Below are 17,501 nucleotides of genomic sequence, written 5' to 3'. Positions count from 1 at the left end.
AGAAACCCGCTTTTCAAGTGGATCTTCAGCTCGCCCTGTTCCCATAGGAGTCTGCGTGGTTGGCCTTCGCTCTGATAGGATGCAACAGCGAATGAAAGAAATAAGATTTTAATGGGCTGAAGGAAAATGCAGCTTTTGCCCGAATAACCAATCATAACAGCATGGATATGAAATACAGGGAATAGCTTTTATGCACAGAAAGTAATCTTGGTGGAACATTTTACCATGCAGCATGAAAAAGATGTTCTACCTGATTAGACATCTATTTGGTGAGTTGTTTTTTCACGTATAGAACGTCTTACTAGCGGAGGCGGACCGTTTTGACTCCTGAGGGATCAGCACCATCTGAAGATCCACTTTTGCCAAGTGCTCTTCTTAGCAAAAGTTAGCTGAAGAGCATGCCCCTAGGAAAGCAAAATGGTCCGCCGCAGCGGTGCTTTACACTTCGCCTTCTATATCTTTGTCAAGGAAGTTATCAAAGGAACGATCAACTCCTGTTTCTATGGAAATGAAGTTACTTTTTAATGTGCGAAAGTTGAATTATAAAAAAGAAGGCTTTTTCTTTCTCATAAGGATGATTTGTTTTTGCAGTATATCAAAAAAACTGTCCTTTTAGAAGCGTAACGGTTTATCAGAAATGTTTCTTCTGACTTTCATCCGTTTCTTCTATATAAGGACAGTTCAACTTAATACGGAAACTGTTTTGGCAATTGCTTGCTTAGCCATAAATCGTCTAAGCTTTTAAATTGGTAGCCTTCTTTCTTTAAATCCTGAATCACTTTTTCCAAAGCGGTTGCATTATCACTGGAAACTGCGTGAAGTAAAATAATTGCTCCTGGATGTATCTGTTTCATAATTTCATCGTAAGCATAATCTGCACCTTTTTGTGAGTTGGTTTCCCAATCTTTAAAGGCCAATGACCAAAATACATGAACAAGCCCTAACTCTGTTGACCATTTTAATGTATCTGTACTAAAAGTACCCCGCGGCGGTCTGACATAAATTAATTCATCCTGATCACTGACCTCTGCAACAGCTTGTTCTAAATCGGTCAATTCTTTGTTGATGGCTTCTTTATCCATCACAGTAAAGTCCGGATGATGATAGGAATGGTTGCCAATAATATGTCCTTCATCGACCATCCTTTTGACCAAATCAGGCTCACTCTCCACGTAGTGCCCTGTTACAAAGAAAGCTGCAGGAACCTTTTCCTGCTTTAATACATCTAATATCTCTGGCGTAAATCCTTGTTCATAGCCATTATCAAATGTCAGATAGAGATTTTTCTCACCGGAATCGTCCAGATAAAAAGCATTGTATTTATCTAATACCTCTTGGTAAGTGCCAATTTGGGGCGGTGTATGATTCGAGTTCTTTTGATACCCCCATCCATATGCGTTACCTGTATCCATTGGAAATGCACATAAGAAAAAGGCAAGTGAAAGCAGCAAAGTGATTGTTCTTTTCATTTCAAATTCACCTACTTTTTCTCTTACCTTTTCCTTTATATCTTTATTTTATTCACTTTTTAAAGAACCATTGCAGCAATCCATCCGAAAATAAATAATGGAATATTGTAATGGATGAATGTCGGTACACATGTGTCCCAAATATGATCATGTTTTCCATCTGCATTTAAACCAGAGGTTGGGCCAAGTGTACTGTCTGAAGCTGGTGAACCAGCATCTCCCAATGCTCCGGCTGTACCGACTAAAGCCGCTGTTGCTAAAGGAGAAAAGCCGGCAGCTAAACAGATAGGAACAAAGAGGGCTGCAACAATCGGGATTGTTCCGAATGACGTTCCAATACCAATCGTAATAACCAGACCTAATAACAAGAGAACAAATGCAATTAACGGTTTATTATCTCCTAAAGCAGAAACAGATACCTCCACTAATTCCGCTACAGCACCTGTTTCCTGTAAAACATTCGCAAAACCGGCAGCTGCAAAAATGATAAAAGAAATCATCCCCATCATGGAGATTCCTCCTGACATCACAGAATCCAGATTTCTAAATGGTAATGCTACCAGAACGAACATAGCGATAATTCCAGTCAATGCACCTAAAATCAAATCTTGCGTTATAATTTGAACGATAAGCGCCAATATAATGGCAATAATCGTCATTACATGCTGTTTACTGAAAGTCACCTCTTCGACTAAATTCTCTGGTTTTATTTTTTCTTCCTTCATCAGGTCCTTAGATGTTTTATCTTTTCTATACGTAAATAATATACCAATTAATAGACCAACAATCATTCCGGCACCAGGAATCAGCATAGATAAAGTTACTTCATGTAAAGTGATTTCTCCTCCATTAGAATTCAGTCCATCCAAAATCAGTGTTTGGAAAAGCAAACCAAAACCAGCGGGAATCATCATATAAGGTGCTTTTAAACCAAACGTCAGAGCCACTGCTACAGCGCGGCGGTCCATCCGCATTTGATCAAATAGTTTTAATAAAGGAGGGATTAAAATTGGAATAAAAGCAATATGAACCGGAACTGCATTTTGTGATAAACACGCAACCCCAGCTAATGCGAATAGCATCATTGTTTTCTTCCCTGTTAATACGCGAATAATAAAATTCACTAAAATTTTTGTAATGCCTGTGTAGCTGATAGCCACTGCAAAAGCACCTAATAATATATAGCTTAATGCTGTATTTGCGGCATTTCCCATCCCTGCCACCATTAATTCAACAGAGTCAGTAAATCCTAATCCGGACATTAAGCCGGCAGCAATCGTTGAAATTAAAATAGATAAAATAACATTTACCTTTAATAAACATAAAACAGTCATTAATAGGACTGCTGAAAGAACAACCCATTCCATTTTTCTTCCCCCCAATAATCATTACATTTTCTCTTTAATACTTTATCATAATAAAGCATTAAAGAGAAAATTGCAATATATTTTTGCTAAATATGTAAAAAGGACTGTCTTTTCGACAATCCTTTGATGTTTATTTTACTTTAAAGGAGAAAGATAAATAATCCTGTACAGGGATCCAGGCCCCGATTCCTTGCTTGGTTACATTCTTAATTTGAATGGTTTTATTGGATCCTTTTAATTCAATATATACTTCTCCGAATGTCACCTGCCCTTTCTCATTAACGGCCGGCGCATAAGCATCCAGTATCCCGTGCTTTTCCGTTGGGATGTTATACGAATTAGTTAATTTTGTATTATGACCAATAACAGCTTGATACGAAAGAGGAAGCTTTGTATTTTCGCTGGCTTTTAACAGCATCATCGTTTTTATTTGTTCCGGATTACTTATTTTACTGGTCAGGGCGCCATTTATTTCTTTTTCTTCCTGCTGATAATAGCTCATCTCCTGGGCTTTCTCACCGCCAACATTATTCATTTCATTTTTATTGATATGCTGGTATTCCCAATTAATATTTGATTCCGCAGATTGATAATTGATTGGCCACCTTCCCAGATAGACCATACCGCGATATCCGATTGCTATAGGAGATGGTTTGATACTGCTTTCATTCAAAATCTTAATCAGCTCCGGATTTTCGATTGGAATGCCGACCTCTTCGATCAACTCTTTCGTTAACTTGCTGGGTTCAATAATCTCCTGGTCTTCTGTTGAATTCGGAAATGTGTTTTCTTTTGAGATATCCAGTACATGGCTAGGTATATTCAATCCTTCTTTTATTTCTTCAGCAAAGCTGCTGATTGGCATCAAGAGCCAGATTAAACATAAAAGAAGTGTAAAAAAATAAGCACGATTGCATTTTTTCATTCCCGTACCTTCCTTTCTTTTTGTTTTATTTTTTCAGAAAGGAAGGAAACTATACACCAGAAGCCTTGAGACTTTTTGGAAATTATAAAGAATACAGGAAAAATAAACTTTTCAATGCAAAAAAGAGACACCGGAATGTCTCTTTATCATTTGTCAGATGCTGTTGTTACATGCAGTAAACCTATTTTACAAAAACACTATATTTTTTCTCTAAACGGTCCTGAAGCATGCCGATTAAAATACAAACCGGCCAATAAATAAGTGCCGTCAAGACGTACATGGTCATTGCATCAAATTCTCTTCCAGCGACAATTTGTGCTTTTTGGAATAATTCCGGCACTGTAATCACTGCAGTCAAAGACGTCGCCTTCACAATATCCATAAAAACATTTGTTAAAGGCGGTATGGCAATTCGGGTAGCCTGGGGCAGAATAATTTTACGCAGGGTCAGCCAATAAGGCATATTTAACGCCCGAGAAGATTCCCATTGGCCTTTCTCCACGCTATTTAATGCCGATCTGTCGATTTCCGCAATATATGCGGCACTATTTAAACCCAATCCAATGATTGCAGCATGGACTGCGACAAGCTGGATTCCGGCAGAGGGCAAGCCCAGATACAGGATATATAAAAATACAATAATTGGTGTTCCCCGCATAAAGGATATATAGAGCCTGGCCGGCCATCTCAGAAGAACGTTTTCAGACCCTCTTGCCAGCGCTAATAAAAGCCCCAGGACAAGCCCAATCAGCATACTGCCGATGGAAATCAGTAATGTTATCGGCAGGCCGCCAAGAACAAAAGGCAGACTCTCCCACGCTAATTGAACATCAAAAAAACCGCCAAAATCAATATTTGTTATATTCATTTTAAACCTCTAAAAATCCAGACCTTCTACAATTTCGACTTCTACATCCGGTTCTTGGGAAGCGTCTTCTTCGTAAAATTCTTTTGCCAGTTCACTTAATGTTCCGTCTTCACGCATATCATTTAAAGCACTGTTCATTTCCTCCTGAAGCGTGGTAGATTCTTTTGGCATCATTAGAGCCTGCTCCGTTGGATTAAATTTTAAAGTCGGGTGCAAGTGCAAATCAAAATCAGGAAATGCCGCTACCCCGAATTTAGTCAAATAATAATCATTTAATACTAAATCCGTTCTCGCTGTACTGATATCACTTAGATAAGCTTCATTCGGTGCATTACCATAGGTTTTTACTTCTGCTCCATAATGCTCTGCGATTTGACTGTAAATAGTCGAGGCTGCCCCGCCGGCTTTTTTACCCTCTAAGTCTTCCAGTGTTTCTATTCCTGAATTATCTGATTCTCTGACTGCTGCGACAATATACGAATATTTATATGGATCCGTAAATCCAAATTTTTCTTGATTGGTTTCTGTAATCGTAGCATCATTTGCTCCTACATCAATTCTGCCGCTATTGATTGCAGTAGCTAAATCATCCGCGCCCATGATTTCAAATGAAACTTCTAAATCTAAGCGCTCCCCGATTTCTCTCATAATCTCTACGGTATAGCCTGTCAACTCATCATTTTCATCGTAGTAGGATGCGCCAATCAATGTTCCAGAAGTCCCTGCTACAATTTCCCCTTTTTCCTGTATGCTCTCCCAATGTTCATCTGTTACCTCTTCCTGGTCTGCAGACCCGCAAGCAGCCAGCAACAATGCCGCTAGAAGAATAAAGCTAAAAACAAATATGTTCTTTCTCATTCTAAACCCTCCCTGTATTATACTTTTTACATAAAATCAGTATAACAAAGAAAGATTTGTATGAAAACACTTTAATATCCTGTTTATGCTTTTCAATTTATTATATTAGTACAGAAATAAATCGGAAGCACATGCTTTTTAATTTCATTCTTAAAAAAAGAAACGGCAAGCTGACTCGCCGTTTCTTTTTAACGTCTTTTCCAATTTAGAAGGGCTGCATTAAAAATACCGCCAATAATAATAATGATTCCAAATAAATAAAACCAAATTAATAAAATAATGATGGTGCCCAAACTGCCATAAGTCGCAGAAAAATTCCCCAGGTTATGTACATAAAAAGAAAATCCCCAGGAAACCAGCTGCCACGCAAGCGTTGCGAATGCAGTGCCCCATACAACCTGTGAAAATTTAAGACTCCGGTTAGGCGCCAGCTTATACAAAAAGAGCAGTACAATAAAGAAGATAAAAGAAGACACAACCCAGCGCAAGGTTCCCCACGCCGCTAAAAATGATTCCGTAAATCCGATCCATGAAAAAAGATACGTGCCAATCATTTTTCCGAAAACCGGAAGCAGTAAAGCTAAAATAATAATTAAAACCATTCCTATGGTAAGCACCATCGCCACAAGCCGTGAAACGATAAATGACCGGTCTGTTTTTATCCCGTAAGCGTAATTAAATGCTCTTGTAATTGCATTGACACCATTGGATGCTGCCCATAATGTTCCAATAATACTGATGGAAAGCAGTCCGCTGTTTTGTACAGTCAATGATTGCAGATTTGTTGTAATCAGCCCCATCACCTGTTCCGGTGCAAAGTCGCCAATCGTTTCTAAAATTAAATCCATATCAATTGGCAAATACGGAATCAAATTAAGTAAGAAGATTAAAAAAGGGAATAAGGACAAAATAAAGAAGTAAGCAAGCTGAGCTGCTAGTCCAAACACATCTACTTCTCCATAATGCCTCCAAAAATATTTACCTATACTCTGCAGATTTCGAATATTTCCCAACCTCCCCTTCCCACTTTTCAGACGGCTTGTTCAAAAAAGGAGAAGGCGGATGCTACTAAAGATAAACATTCCATTTTTTCACTTTCACTTTATGCGGATGTTCAAAAAGTCCAATACAAATAACACGCCGAATTTCTGCGTTGGCGGACTTTTTGAACACACACTTTAATCCTTCTATTTGAACATCCTATACTATTCTATTTCTTTATTCGAAAATTTATTCGTTACTTTATCTAATGTTTGTTCTACTTGCTCTAAAGCATTCATCGCATTAGCAGAGCCGCTTTCAAAGGCTTCGTTTACCTTATCCACTGTACTTTGCAGCCCTTGGATTGCTTCAGAAGGATTGCTGATATAATAAGACGAAGCAGATTTTACCTCTTTTACTTTTCCGCAGGCATAACTGCGTGCCTCTTTATCCAATAACGCTACTGCGCCTCCTGCTACTGCTCCTGCAACAATACCTAAAATAATTTTACGTTTTCCCATTAGTATCTCTCCTTTAATCTAAATGATGCTTTTCTTTTAAAAATTGAAGCAGTCCGTGACAGCCCTCTGAAACTAATCGATATGTCTGATCGAAATCCCCGGTATAATATGGATCAGGGATATCCTCTTCTTCTATGTTTTCCACAAATTCCATTAATTTCACGATAGCTGCACTTTCCTGATTGTTGGACCCTGTAAGTGTATTATAATTATTCTGATCCATCGCAACCATATAATCAAATTGCTTATAATCATCTGCTGTCAGCAATCTTGATTCCATTCCATCACAGGAAATCCCCTGCTGATCAAGTATCTCCTTTGTCCCGGAATGCGGCGATTCCCCAAGATGCCAGTCACCGGTTCCGCAAGAATCGACCTGAATCTTCTTTTCCAGATGCTCTCTTTTCACAAGGTCACGGAATATCGCTTCTGCCATTGGAGAACGGCAGATATTCCCTAAACATACAAATAATACACGCACCAATCCCTACACACCTCATTACTTATTTCTCGTCTGCTTCCAAAGAAGCTCTTCCCATTGTATATCCCAAATACCTGAATAAGTTTGGGATATTCTACATTAACTCCATTATAAGCAACTTAGCCTGATAAGCAAAGACTAAATTGCAGAAAGTTGTTATTCCGTTTCCATTTTTGTCGAAAAATATTTAGTTAAAACAAACTCAAATCCCAGCTGTTCGCAATATGACGGAGTAATTTAATTCCTGCAACACTATTTCCCTGCTTGTCCAAAGCTGGTCCAAATACACCAATACCACAGCCGCTTAAAAATGGCAACTCATTTTCACGCACTCTTGGAGGGACAACTGCCAGAATCCCGCCTGAAACACCACTCTTTGCAGGAATACCGACATAAGAAGCAAATTTCCCTGAAGCATCATACATCCCGCATGTCAACATTAAAGATTTGGCAATACGCACGATATTCCTGGGAATAATTATTTCTTCTGTTTCAGGGTGAATGCCATCATTCGAAAGAACCAGGCCTATACGGGCTAAATCATCTGTCGTAACATTAATCGAGCATTGCTTAAAATATGTTTCTAAGGTTACTCCTAAATCGGATTCTAAATATCCTTCTTCTAATAAGTAATAACCAATGGCTCGATTACGCATGGAAGTATCACGTTCCGATACATATACATCAATATCAATTTCCGGACGGCGGCCAATCATTTTTTCCATTAATTGAAATAATGGTTCCAGCTTTTCATCTGATGTGTTCCCGCTTAATAATGATGAGGTAGTAATTGCTCCTGAATTGACCAGGGGATTAAATGGCCTCTGGTGTCCCTTAACTTCTAAGTGCATAATAGAGTTAAACGCTTCCCCTGTCGGTTCCACATCTACTCTTTGCAGAACATAAGCTATTCCTCTGTCCATACATGCCGTAATAAAGCTAAGAACTTTAGAAATACTTTGAATAGAAAACTCATGCTCCACGTCACCAGAGCGGATTTCTGTTCCTTTCTTCCCAATAATCGTAATGCCTAAAGAATTGGGATCTGCTTCTTCTAATTTTGGTATATAATCAGCAACTTTTCCAGTGTCTGTCTGCTTTTTAAAAAACTCTACCCAGCCGTCTACATATTCTTGAATCCATTGCTCCGTTTTTTCTGTATTTAAATTCACATGTCCTTGTACCATTTTGACACCCCTTTACTATAAATTGAAACTATCTTCATTCTAAAACTTCTTATAAAAACTATACCCCGTAAAGCATCATTTTAGCCGTCAATCTTTTCCATGATGCATTTATTTTCTTACCTGACAGAGAGTTTGGCCGGAACAATCAACCATATGATTAAAAAGCACTCTTTTTTCGGAAGCTAAAAACCACAAAAATTTCTGTCATTACAGCATTTTTGTGGTTTTCACTATTGTAGCATGAAGCATCTTATGTAAAAAAACCTCCCGTATGAATGGCTCTTCAATAAAAAGCATTGTCATTCACGCGGAAGGTTTTTCATTTATCTTATTCTATTAAAAGAATCTGTTTATTTTCCAATAAACATTTGAGTCCAATAGTTTCCATCTTCTACATGACCAATTCCGATGTGAGTGAAATCACCATTCATAATGTTTTCACGGTGTCCTTGGCTGTTCATCCATGCATCTACAACTTCTTCTGGAGATTGCTGACCTTGAGCAATATTTTCACCAGCAGTATTGTAATCAATACCGAAGCTTTGCATCATATCAAATGGAGAACCGTAGTTCGGGCTATTATGATCGAAATAGTTATTTTCTTGCATATCTTGTGATTTCGCACGAGCTACTTCACTTAACTCTGTGTCTATTTCAAGCGGTGCAAGACCTTCTTTTTCTCTTTCTTGGTTAGTTAAGTCAACTACTTCTTGTTCAAATTGACTTACCTCTCCATCTGCCTGATTGTTTTCTTGATTTTGCTGATCTGCTTCCTGATTTCCAGCCTCTTCTTGATTTGCTTCTTCAGATGACTGGTTTTCAGCTGGCGCCTCAGCTTCTGTATTTGGAGCTGCTTCTCCGTTTATCATATTAAAGCAATCGAAATTGCTCGTATTTAATGTGTCCCAACCTTGACCGTTCACAGAATAGTCGTTCTGTGCGGAATTTTGAGGAAAGGCTCCTGAATTTGCAGATGCTTCTACATCTGAAACGAACGCTCCTCCAAACAATACGGTTGCTGACAATGCAGTAGCAATGCCTACTTTCTTAAACATGCACATACACTCCTTTTTTTGTTGTTTTGTTTTGTGCGAAATCATCATAACACAGGGTTTTCTGTAATATTTGAAATAATCAAGGCAAGGTTTACCAGAGCCCTTTTTCCCACTCTATTTTTTTGCTTCTAAACTTGTAAAACCTTATCAAATCTACTATTCTAAATGAAGTATAATTCTCCTGCTTTGGAAATTAATCAATCGACAGGAAATCATTTCTATAAAATGAATATTGACAAGTTTCTACAGCAGGTCTAATGTTACATCATAAGCACATTTGTAACAGAAATGTTACTTGATTTCATTTCGCTTATGTTTTATTTTAAAAACTAGTTCTTTCTATATAATAAAGGGAGTTCAATACCCCCAAAAAAGCAATCATTTGATAGAATAGTATTTTAAGAAAGTGAAATAATTTTGTTATTATTTATCGATAACCAGCAGACTTAAAGTAGCAGCCGATTTAAAATAAACGCTGCGCCGGTTACGATATTTTGTCGTGAATTGTACATTATTACTATAAAGAATCAAAAAATGGAATCATTTAAATTAGATATGTATATGTATGAAATGTATAAAAGCGGATATGTAACGGACTGATATGAAGTAATGATTTTTCATTCTTTTTGAGGTTTGTTGAATATTCACTTACAGAGGAAAATTAAAAACCCAATAAAAATGAGGCGTTGGAAAAGGAACTTCTTAGTCTTATTTACTGGACTTTTTGAATACGTACTTATACGGAAAAGTGCCGTAGTTTATCTTTTCTGTCTACAATCAAAAATAAAAATTGGAATTATAATGGAGGATTTTATATATGTTTTCAAGTGCTGAAATTGGTATTGATTTAGGAACTGCAAATATTCTGGTGTATTCAAAATCAAAGGGAGTTGTTTTAAACGAACCTTGTGTAGTAGCAATTGACGTGAATACAAAGCAAGTAATGGCTGTCGGAACAGAAGCAAAGGAAATGGTCGGTAAGACGCCGAAGAATATCATCCCGATCCGTCCTTTAAAGGATGGGGTAATTGCAGATTATGACGTTACTGCTCAATTACTGAAAGAATTACTTAAAAAGGTAAGCAAAACATTGGGGATGTCCATGCGCAAACCGAATGTCATTGTATGTACCCCGTCAGGCAGCACAAGCGTAGAAAGAAGAGCCATTCATAATGCGGTCTCAAGCTATGGCGCAAAACAAGTTCATTTAATTGAAGAACCTGTTGCTGCAGCAATTGGAGCAGATTTACCGGTAGATGAGCCTTACGCTAATGTGATCGTGGATATCGGCGGCGGTACCTCAGAGGTTGGTATCATTTCCTTTGGAGGTATTGTATCCTGTAACTCTGTACGTACTGCAGGAGATAAAATGGATGAAGAAATTATTCAGCATATCCGGAAGCAATATAATATTTTAATTGGAGAACGCACTGCCGAAAATATTAAAATGGAAATTGGGTATGCACATCCAAATCATAAAGAAGAAACAATGGAAATCCGCGGCCGTGATATGGTTACTGGACTTCCAAAAACAATCGAAGTTACTTCTACCGAAATTTATGCGTCCTTAAAAGAATCTTTAGAACAAATTTTAGAAACGATTCGTTCAACATTGGAAGAATGCCCGCCAGAATTGAGTGGTGACATCGTTGATAACGGGATTGTTCTTACAGGCGGCGGTTCTCAACTAAATGGAATGCAGGAGTGGCTTGCAGAAGAGCTTAGCGTTCCTGTTCATATTGCTCCAAATCCGTTAGAATCTGTTGCTATTGGAACTGGACGGGCGTTGAAAATGATTCACAAATTACAAAAAGCAGCAAAATAGAATTTATTTTTCTCTGAGGTGCACCCAGAAATAGAATAAATTGCGCTATTTAATTCCTTTTTGACCTATCATAATCATATACGGGGGCTTATACTCCCTGTATATGATTAAAAAAGCTTTTCCTTTTAAAAATTAGAGTTTTAAAGGGCTTTTTAAAGCTGTCTAAAAGAATGGTTAGAAAGAAACGAAGCAACGAGCTCACTTGGTTTCTCTCTCCATCTTTTATATTTAAAGTACAACCGTCTCTTTTGAGCAAAATCAACCAAAGTTTCTTCCTTTTTTAAAAATACCGAATGGGAAGTTCTTTTTGTCGTGCTCTTTAATGAAATCGTTTTCTATATTAACTTATCTTTGTCAAGAAACTGTGGATTGTGTTTCCATCGATATTTTTTCTTTAATCATTACTCCCCTTTTTGCCATCTCGTTAATATAAGCTTTTCCAGGGATGATTTTTTCAGGCGGGTATACTCCTTTTTTTGTGATGGTCCCTCCAGCAATCATCTGTGCAGCAATAGAAATGGTATTCGCTGTTGCCCGTGCCATCGCCGTCACACCAGTCTCCTGATCTTTATATGTCACCATTTCATAGGTGAATACCGTTTTTACACGCTTGTTATAGCCTGTAATTACAGCACGTAATAAAACGGCATCTTTTTTATCCTTTAAATCGACAATAGGATCAAGCACCTTCAGCAAAACCTTCCGGGGGCTGACTTTTACACCATCGATAACCACCTCATAATTGTTCCTGGTTAAATTCAAATCGACCAGCAGCTTGAATTTTTCTGCATGCCCGGGATAACGTATTGTTTTATATTCCAATGTCTCTAAATAAGGAAAAGACTTTGTCAGTGTTGATGTTCCGCCTGAGGTGTGAAATGCCTCCAACTCTCCAAAATCAGCAAATTCTATCGGCTCTATTTCAGATAAGGATGGCACGGTGATTAATTGATGATTCCGGATAATCTCTGATGGATCGGTATAATGATCTAATACCCCTTCCATAGAAAATACATGATTATATTTTAAAGGTGCTTCCGGATGGACAGGAATCCCGCCTACAAATAATTGAATGGAAGCTGCTTTTTCTAATTTACTGGCACCATAGCCGGATAATATATTAATCATACCAGGGGCTACCCCTAAATCAGGGATAATGGTTACACCGGCAGTCCTCGCTTCTCCTTCCAGCTCCAGCACTTTATCCGTAATATGATCGATGTGACCTCCCAAATCTACGACTGAGGTTTCCACTTTGATACCAGTTTTTGCCACTATTTCATTAAAGGTATAAAACAGGGCGTTCACTACCACATCAAAGCGGCTCATAAAATCAGCGAGCTCCGCTTCATTTTTTGCATTTACCTGATAGGCCGTCATCAGGGGTGATTGAAGCTGATAACAAATCTCCTGAGCCCTCCCTAAATCGATATCTGCAAGACCAATTTCTTTGATGCCCTCACTATTTGCCAGATCTCTTGCTACCTCTTTCCCCATGAGACCGGTTCCTAATACTCCTATTTTCATGATGATTCCTCCTTTTCGCTTCCTGCTTTTCAAGGCACCCTATCATGATAGTCTATGCATCTGTATCAATTTGGGCACGCTGCAGCTTCCCGCTATAATCGACATAGACCGCCTTCCATTCTGTAAAAACATCAAGCGCCTGCACACCGGAATCACGATGCCCATTTCCCGTGCCCTTTGTTCCTCCAAAAGGTAAATGGATTTCCGCTCCTGTTGTTCCTGCATTGACGTAAACAATCCCTGTATCTAAGTCACGCTGCGCTTGAAAAACCCGATTCACATCCTGCGTGAATATAGAGCTGGATAAGCCATACTTCACCTTATTATTTGCAGCAATTGCTTCTTCAAAATTATTTACCTCAATGAGTGAAACAACCGGCCCAAAAATTTCTTCCTGTGCAATTCGCATATCTATCGTAACGTCAGTAAATAGCGTCGGTTCAAAGTAAAAGCCTTTCTCATAATTTTCTACTGTAAGCTGTTTACCGCCAGCAGCTAATTTTGCTCCTTCTTCTTTCCCAATTTCTATATATTTTAAGATTTTATCTAAGCCGGCCTGATTAATGATTGGACCAATCTTATTATTGGAATCAAGTCCATCTCCTATCGTCAGGTTTTTCATCGCTTCTAATAAACGTTCTTCCAGTGTTTTTCGAACAGCCTTATGAACAATAACGCGGCTGCAGGCGGTACAGCGCTGGCCGCTTGTTCCAAAGGCGCTCCAGAGAATCCCTTCTACGGCTAAATCAATATCTGCATCTTCCATTACAATCACAGCATTTTTCCCGCCCATTTCAAGGGAAACCTTTTTCAATTGTTTCCCGCATTCCGTTGCTACCTTTCTGCCTGTTTCATTGGAGCCGGTGAATGAAATAACACGGATTGCATCATGCTCAATCATTGCCTGCCCGACAGTAGCACCAGAACCATAGACAACATGAAGAATTCCTTTTGGCAGTCCTGCTTCCTCAAAAATCCTTGCTAATTCATTTGCCATAAGCGGGGTTTCCGAGGAAGGCTTCCAGATAACAGCATTCCCGGAAACAATTGCTGGAAACGATTTCCACGTCGCAATTGCAATCGGGAAATTCCATGGCGTGATAATCCCGACCACCCCAACTGGGCATCTCTCGCTCATCGCAAATTTATCCTTTAATTCAGAAGGGGTCGTCTGCCCAAATAAACGCCTTCCCTCTCCTGCCATATAAAAAGCCATATCGATTCCTTCCTGAACCTCTCCCCGTGCTTCTTCAATGACTTTCCCGTTTTCCAATGTTAATAGCTGAGATAACCTTTCCTTTCGTTCCTTCATCATTGTTCCTACTTTATACAATAGTTCCGCACGCTGCGGCGCAGGTACCAGTGCCCACTCTCTTTGAGCAATTCCTGCTGATTCTGCTGCCTGAGTAATTGCTTCTGCACTGGAATTAGGAACTTCTGCAATTACTTCTCCATTTGCCGGATTATAAACCTTTTCCTTATTTGTTACCTCTGTCCATTCACCGTTAATAAAGTTTTTTAAATTTCTCTCTTCATTTGTAAGCGTTATCATTTGATTTCCTCCCTTTAAAAAATGATTCAATCACATTTCTCAGGTAAGTGCATTCAACAAATTGATTCGAGATGATTATAAAATACATATAGCTTGAAATACTCTGACAGTTACCCGGACTCTTTGAAAGGTTCAAAAAGGTTAATCTGGTCTTGCGTTTTTCTATCCCACAAAATAATTTACTCTTTCTAATTTTAGTATAATGGAACCGCCAATATGTTTACAACTAATTTCAAATAATTTTCAGAAATTGACATATAAACTTATATTGATTTATTATTGACCGATAATAATCAATCCTAATCTTCATCGATCAAAAATTGGCTGGATAAAGTCCGGTTAAAAACCAAACTTCATCCAGCCAATCAAATGCTTTTTTGTATTGTTTCGATTAAAACATAATTTCTTTTATTTTTTCACGGGGCATTTCCTCACCTGTGAATTTTTCGAATGCAAGCGCGCCCTGCCAAAGCATCATGCCAAGGCCATTAATCGCTTTGCTGCCGCCTTCCTCTGCTTGTTTGAGCAGCTTTGAACGCTGCGGGTTGTATACTACATCGGTAATCACAAGATCATCACGAAGCACGTCTAACGTATCGTCGATAATGCTCAAGTCATCAAGCGGCTTCATACCAAGGCTTGTAGCATTAGCGAGAACGAGGCTTTCAGCAACTTCGCGGCGAAATGCTTCTTTATCCTCAAGCGGTAAAATATTTGCCTTTACTTGGTATTCTTGCATTTCTTCATTGATGTATTTCACGTTTTTTTCTGCGTTGCTGAAAAATTTATCATCACGGGCGAAAACACTAATTTCACGGATACCTGATTGAACAAGCTGCGTGGCTATTGGTGTAGCAACCCCGCCAGAACCAACTAATGTGACTTTTTTTCCTTTAAGTTCGACGCCGTGTTCAAGCAAATTGGATACATAACCAAGCCCGTCTGTGTTATAGCCTTTCAGCTTGCCATTTTCGTTCACAACAGTATTGACAGCGCCGGCATGCTTCGCACCTTCATCAAGCTCGTCCAAGTATTGAATCACTTCCATTTTGTTTGGCATCGATATGTTAAATCCAATAGCTCCTATAGCTTTCATACCTTCTACCGCCTTCTCTAATTCATCGTTACCTACTTCAAATGCAAGGTATGCATAATTTAAGTCTTTCAGCGTATAGCCTAAGTTGTGCATACGCGGGGATAAGCTGTGCCCAATCGGTGTAGCCAGAAGCCCGACCAATTTCGTGTAACCATCTATTTTTTCTAAGTTTTTTTCAAAATCTGCTGCCATTGTATCCATCTCCTCTATTTTATTCTTACTTTAAGAAAAAATCTTCCTTCTTCGGGAAGCGATATAAAGTGCCAACAAAATACCTAGTACTGCAATCACCATATCAAACACAAGGGTCATGCTGATTCCAATTAAATCAACAAGTGAGCCGGTAATGATCGGCACCAGAATAAAAGCAGCACTTGATGCAATATTTACATAGGCTGTGGTGGTTCCTTTGTTTTTCCGGAAAAAATCAGTCATGATACTTAACGCCAGCTGAAAAAGCCCTGAGGTAAATAAACCTAACAAGAAGGTGCTGACCAGAACAACCGGATAGGACTCCACAAAGAACAGTAAAAGCATTGCAATAAAAGCTATAATTGGATAAACAATTAAAACCGTGATTGGTCTAATAAATCGGTCAAGCACTACAGCAAGCAATATGACGGAAACAAGCGCACCGATACTGAAATAACTGAGCAGCTGAACAGAATCATGTTCACTTAAGCCGATAAACTGTTCGCCAAGTTCAGGTAACCATGTTTGCCATACAACGAATAATGCCGTTGAAGTAAAACCAATTAAAATAATAGCCAGGCCCTCTCGCATCATGGACGGTTTGGTTTTTAATGCTTTCTTATCTTGTTCTTTATCTGATTCTTCATCTTCTGAAGTGTCGCCATTTTCTACTTCAGGGAAAGGCATAAAGAATAAGTAAACACCGCTAATGACATAAAGAATACCGAGGATAAAGAATGACCATCCCCAAAATATGCCATTTGCTGCCAAAAAGGAAATCAAGAATGGTAAAACAGTCGCTCCAATGGAGACAAAAGCTTTAACTAAAACAGTTGCTGTGCTCGATTTTTTCGGAAATGATTCAATCAGCGCCGGGTATGTCCCGGAATCCAATAACGAGTTAGCAATCCCAGCAGTAATTGCGAAGGCAAATGCTAAATAATAGCTTGATGTCAGCGGCATACCGAGCAAAAACAGTAAATACAAAAAACTCGCAGCAATAATAATTGGCTTACGGCCGATTTTGTCAGAAAGCCTGCCCACAAAAAATAAAGCCGCTAATTTCCCAATACCGATAGCTGAAACGAGAAAACTGACCTGAGAGGGAGTCACATCATACAGCCGAGATAAATTGCCCATATTAGAAGCAATAATAATATTGATCATGCCGAGCATGAAAAAGTTTAAATAGAGGCCAAATGAGGTCTTTATATAAGGATTGTTCAACTTCTGTCCTCTCCTTTGTTGTTACTAATTGATATACTTAGACTTAGTATGAGCGGCTTAGAAAAATCTATTCTCCTTCATTAACGGTCATTCCTTGCTTTATATTGGAAAGACTAAGAAAACCAAAAATATCACTTAGTTTTTAAAACATCCGTGTTCTTGCTAAGGAGATTGTCCGCTGCGGGAAGCGGAGTATATTTCCGGGGCCTAAAATTACTCACCCCACAAAACCCGTTGGAGCGGTTATTTTCAGCTATCTTTATAAACATTCTTATTCTTTAAGAAAGAGCGTCCTTTATTAAAAGGCCTTGAAGGATATCCCTGTACACAAAGGAATCGATAATGTTACGTTTATGTCAGAATAAAACTC

15 protein-coding genes are annotated in these 17,501 nt (G+C 38.6%); 1 reads left to right on the top strand and 14 read right to left on the bottom strand.

Annotated elements, in window-relative coordinates:
- Positions 1–686: 686 nt before the first annotated feature.
- From pdaA to MKY65_RS08880, 10 genes are all read right to left on the bottom strand, one after another.
- On the bottom strand, positions 687–1,469 hold the full coding sequence (gene pdaA / locus MKY65_RS08925; protein ID WP_339184104.1) for a delta-lactam-biosynthetic de-N-acetylase: 783 nt from the start codon (positions 1,467–1,469) through the stop codon (positions 687–689).
- Positions 1,470–1,528: 59 nt separating this feature from the next.
- A complete protein-coding gene (locus tag MKY65_RS08920; protein ID WP_339184101.1) occupies positions 1,529–2,836 on the bottom strand; it encodes a Na+/H+ antiporter NhaC family protein in 1,308 nt (435 codons plus the stop codon).
- Positions 2,837–2,966: 130 nt separating this feature from the next.
- A complete protein-coding gene (locus MKY65_RS08915) occupies positions 2,967–3,701 on the bottom strand; it encodes a YfkD family protein (protein WP_339185179.1) in 735 nt (244 codons plus the stop codon).
- Between the two features lie 241 nt (positions 3,702–3,942).
- Positions 3,943–4,629 carry an amino acid ABC transporter permease gene (locus MKY65_RS08910; protein WP_339184099.1) on the bottom strand — a complete coding sequence of 229 codons (687 nt, stop codon included), beginning with the start codon at positions 4,627–4,629 and terminating at the stop codon, positions 3,943–3,945.
- Positions 4,630–4,638: 9 nt separating this feature from the next.
- Entirely contained in the window at positions 4,639–5,487 is an 849-nt protein-coding gene (locus MKY65_RS08905; protein ID WP_339184098.1) for a transporter substrate-binding domain-containing protein, read from the bottom strand.
- A gap of 188 nt (positions 5,488–5,675) precedes the next feature.
- Complete coding sequence (locus MKY65_RS08900; protein ID WP_339185176.1) at positions 5,676–6,491, bottom strand: YihY/virulence factor BrkB family protein; 816 nt, start codon at positions 6,489–6,491, stop codon at positions 5,676–5,678.
- Positions 6,492–6,692: 201 nt separating this feature from the next.
- Positions 6,693–6,989 (bottom strand): YtxH domain-containing protein, encoded by a 297-nt coding sequence (locus MKY65_RS08895; protein ID WP_339184097.1) that lies wholly within the window; start codon positions 6,987–6,989, stop codon positions 6,693–6,695.
- 13 nt (positions 6,990–7,002) lie between these two features.
- Complete coding sequence (locus MKY65_RS08890) at positions 7,003–7,470, bottom strand: low molecular weight protein-tyrosine-phosphatase (RefSeq protein ID WP_339185174.1); 468 nt, start codon at positions 7,468–7,470, stop codon at positions 7,003–7,005.
- Between the two features lie 191 nt (positions 7,471–7,661).
- Positions 7,662–8,657 (bottom strand): glutaminase, encoded by a 996-nt coding sequence (locus MKY65_RS08885; RefSeq protein WP_339184095.1) that lies wholly within the window; start codon positions 8,655–8,657, stop codon positions 7,662–7,664.
- 350 nt (positions 8,658–9,007) lie between these two features.
- Positions 9,008–9,712 (bottom strand): CAP domain-containing protein, encoded by a 705-nt coding sequence (locus MKY65_RS08880; RefSeq protein WP_339184093.1) that lies wholly within the window; start codon positions 9,710–9,712, stop codon positions 9,008–9,010.
- Positions 9,713–10,529: 817 nt separating this feature from the next.
- Between MKY65_RS08880 and mreBH the strand changes: the two genes are divergently transcribed.
- The gene (gene mreBH, locus MKY65_RS08875) at positions 10,530–11,537 is read left to right on the top strand and encodes a rod-share determining protein MreBH (RefSeq protein ID WP_042533393.1); all 1,008 of its coding nucleotides are present in this window, start codon (positions 10,530–10,532) and stop codon (positions 11,535–11,537) included.
- Positions 11,538–11,891: 354 nt separating this feature from the next.
- Here the strand turns inward: mreBH and MKY65_RS08870 are convergent, their stop codons facing one another.
- From MKY65_RS08870 to MKY65_RS08855, 4 genes are all read right to left on the bottom strand, one after another.
- The gene (locus tag MKY65_RS08870; protein ID WP_339184090.1) at positions 11,892–13,064 is read right to left on the bottom strand and encodes a saccharopine dehydrogenase C-terminal domain-containing protein; all 1,173 of its coding nucleotides are present in this window, start codon (positions 13,062–13,064) and stop codon (positions 11,892–11,894) included.
- A gap of 52 nt (positions 13,065–13,116) precedes the next feature.
- Positions 13,117–14,616, bottom strand: a complete 1,500-nt coding sequence (locus MKY65_RS08865; protein ID WP_339184088.1) for an aldehyde dehydrogenase family protein — start codon at positions 14,614–14,616, stop codon at positions 13,117–13,119.
- Positions 14,617–15,007: 391 nt separating this feature from the next.
- Entirely contained in the window at positions 15,008–15,913 is a 906-nt protein-coding gene (gene aroE, locus MKY65_RS08860) for a shikimate dehydrogenase (protein WP_339184086.1), read from the bottom strand.
- Positions 15,914–15,934: 21 nt separating this feature from the next.
- Positions 15,935–17,131: an MFS transporter gene (locus MKY65_RS08855; RefSeq protein ID WP_339184084.1), complete on the bottom strand. Its 1,197-nt coding sequence runs from the start codon at positions 17,129–17,131 to the stop codon at positions 15,935–15,937.
- Positions 17,132–17,501: the final 370 nt, after the last annotated feature.

This window comes from Oceanobacillus sp. FSL W7-1293, from assembly GCF_037969815.1.
GTDB classification, from domain to species: Bacteria; Bacillota; Bacilli; order Bacillales; family Amphibacillaceae; genus Oceanobacillus; species Oceanobacillus oncorhynchi.
Note: the sequence above shows the minus strand (reverse complement) of the source record. Positions and strands in the feature narration are given on the sequence as shown.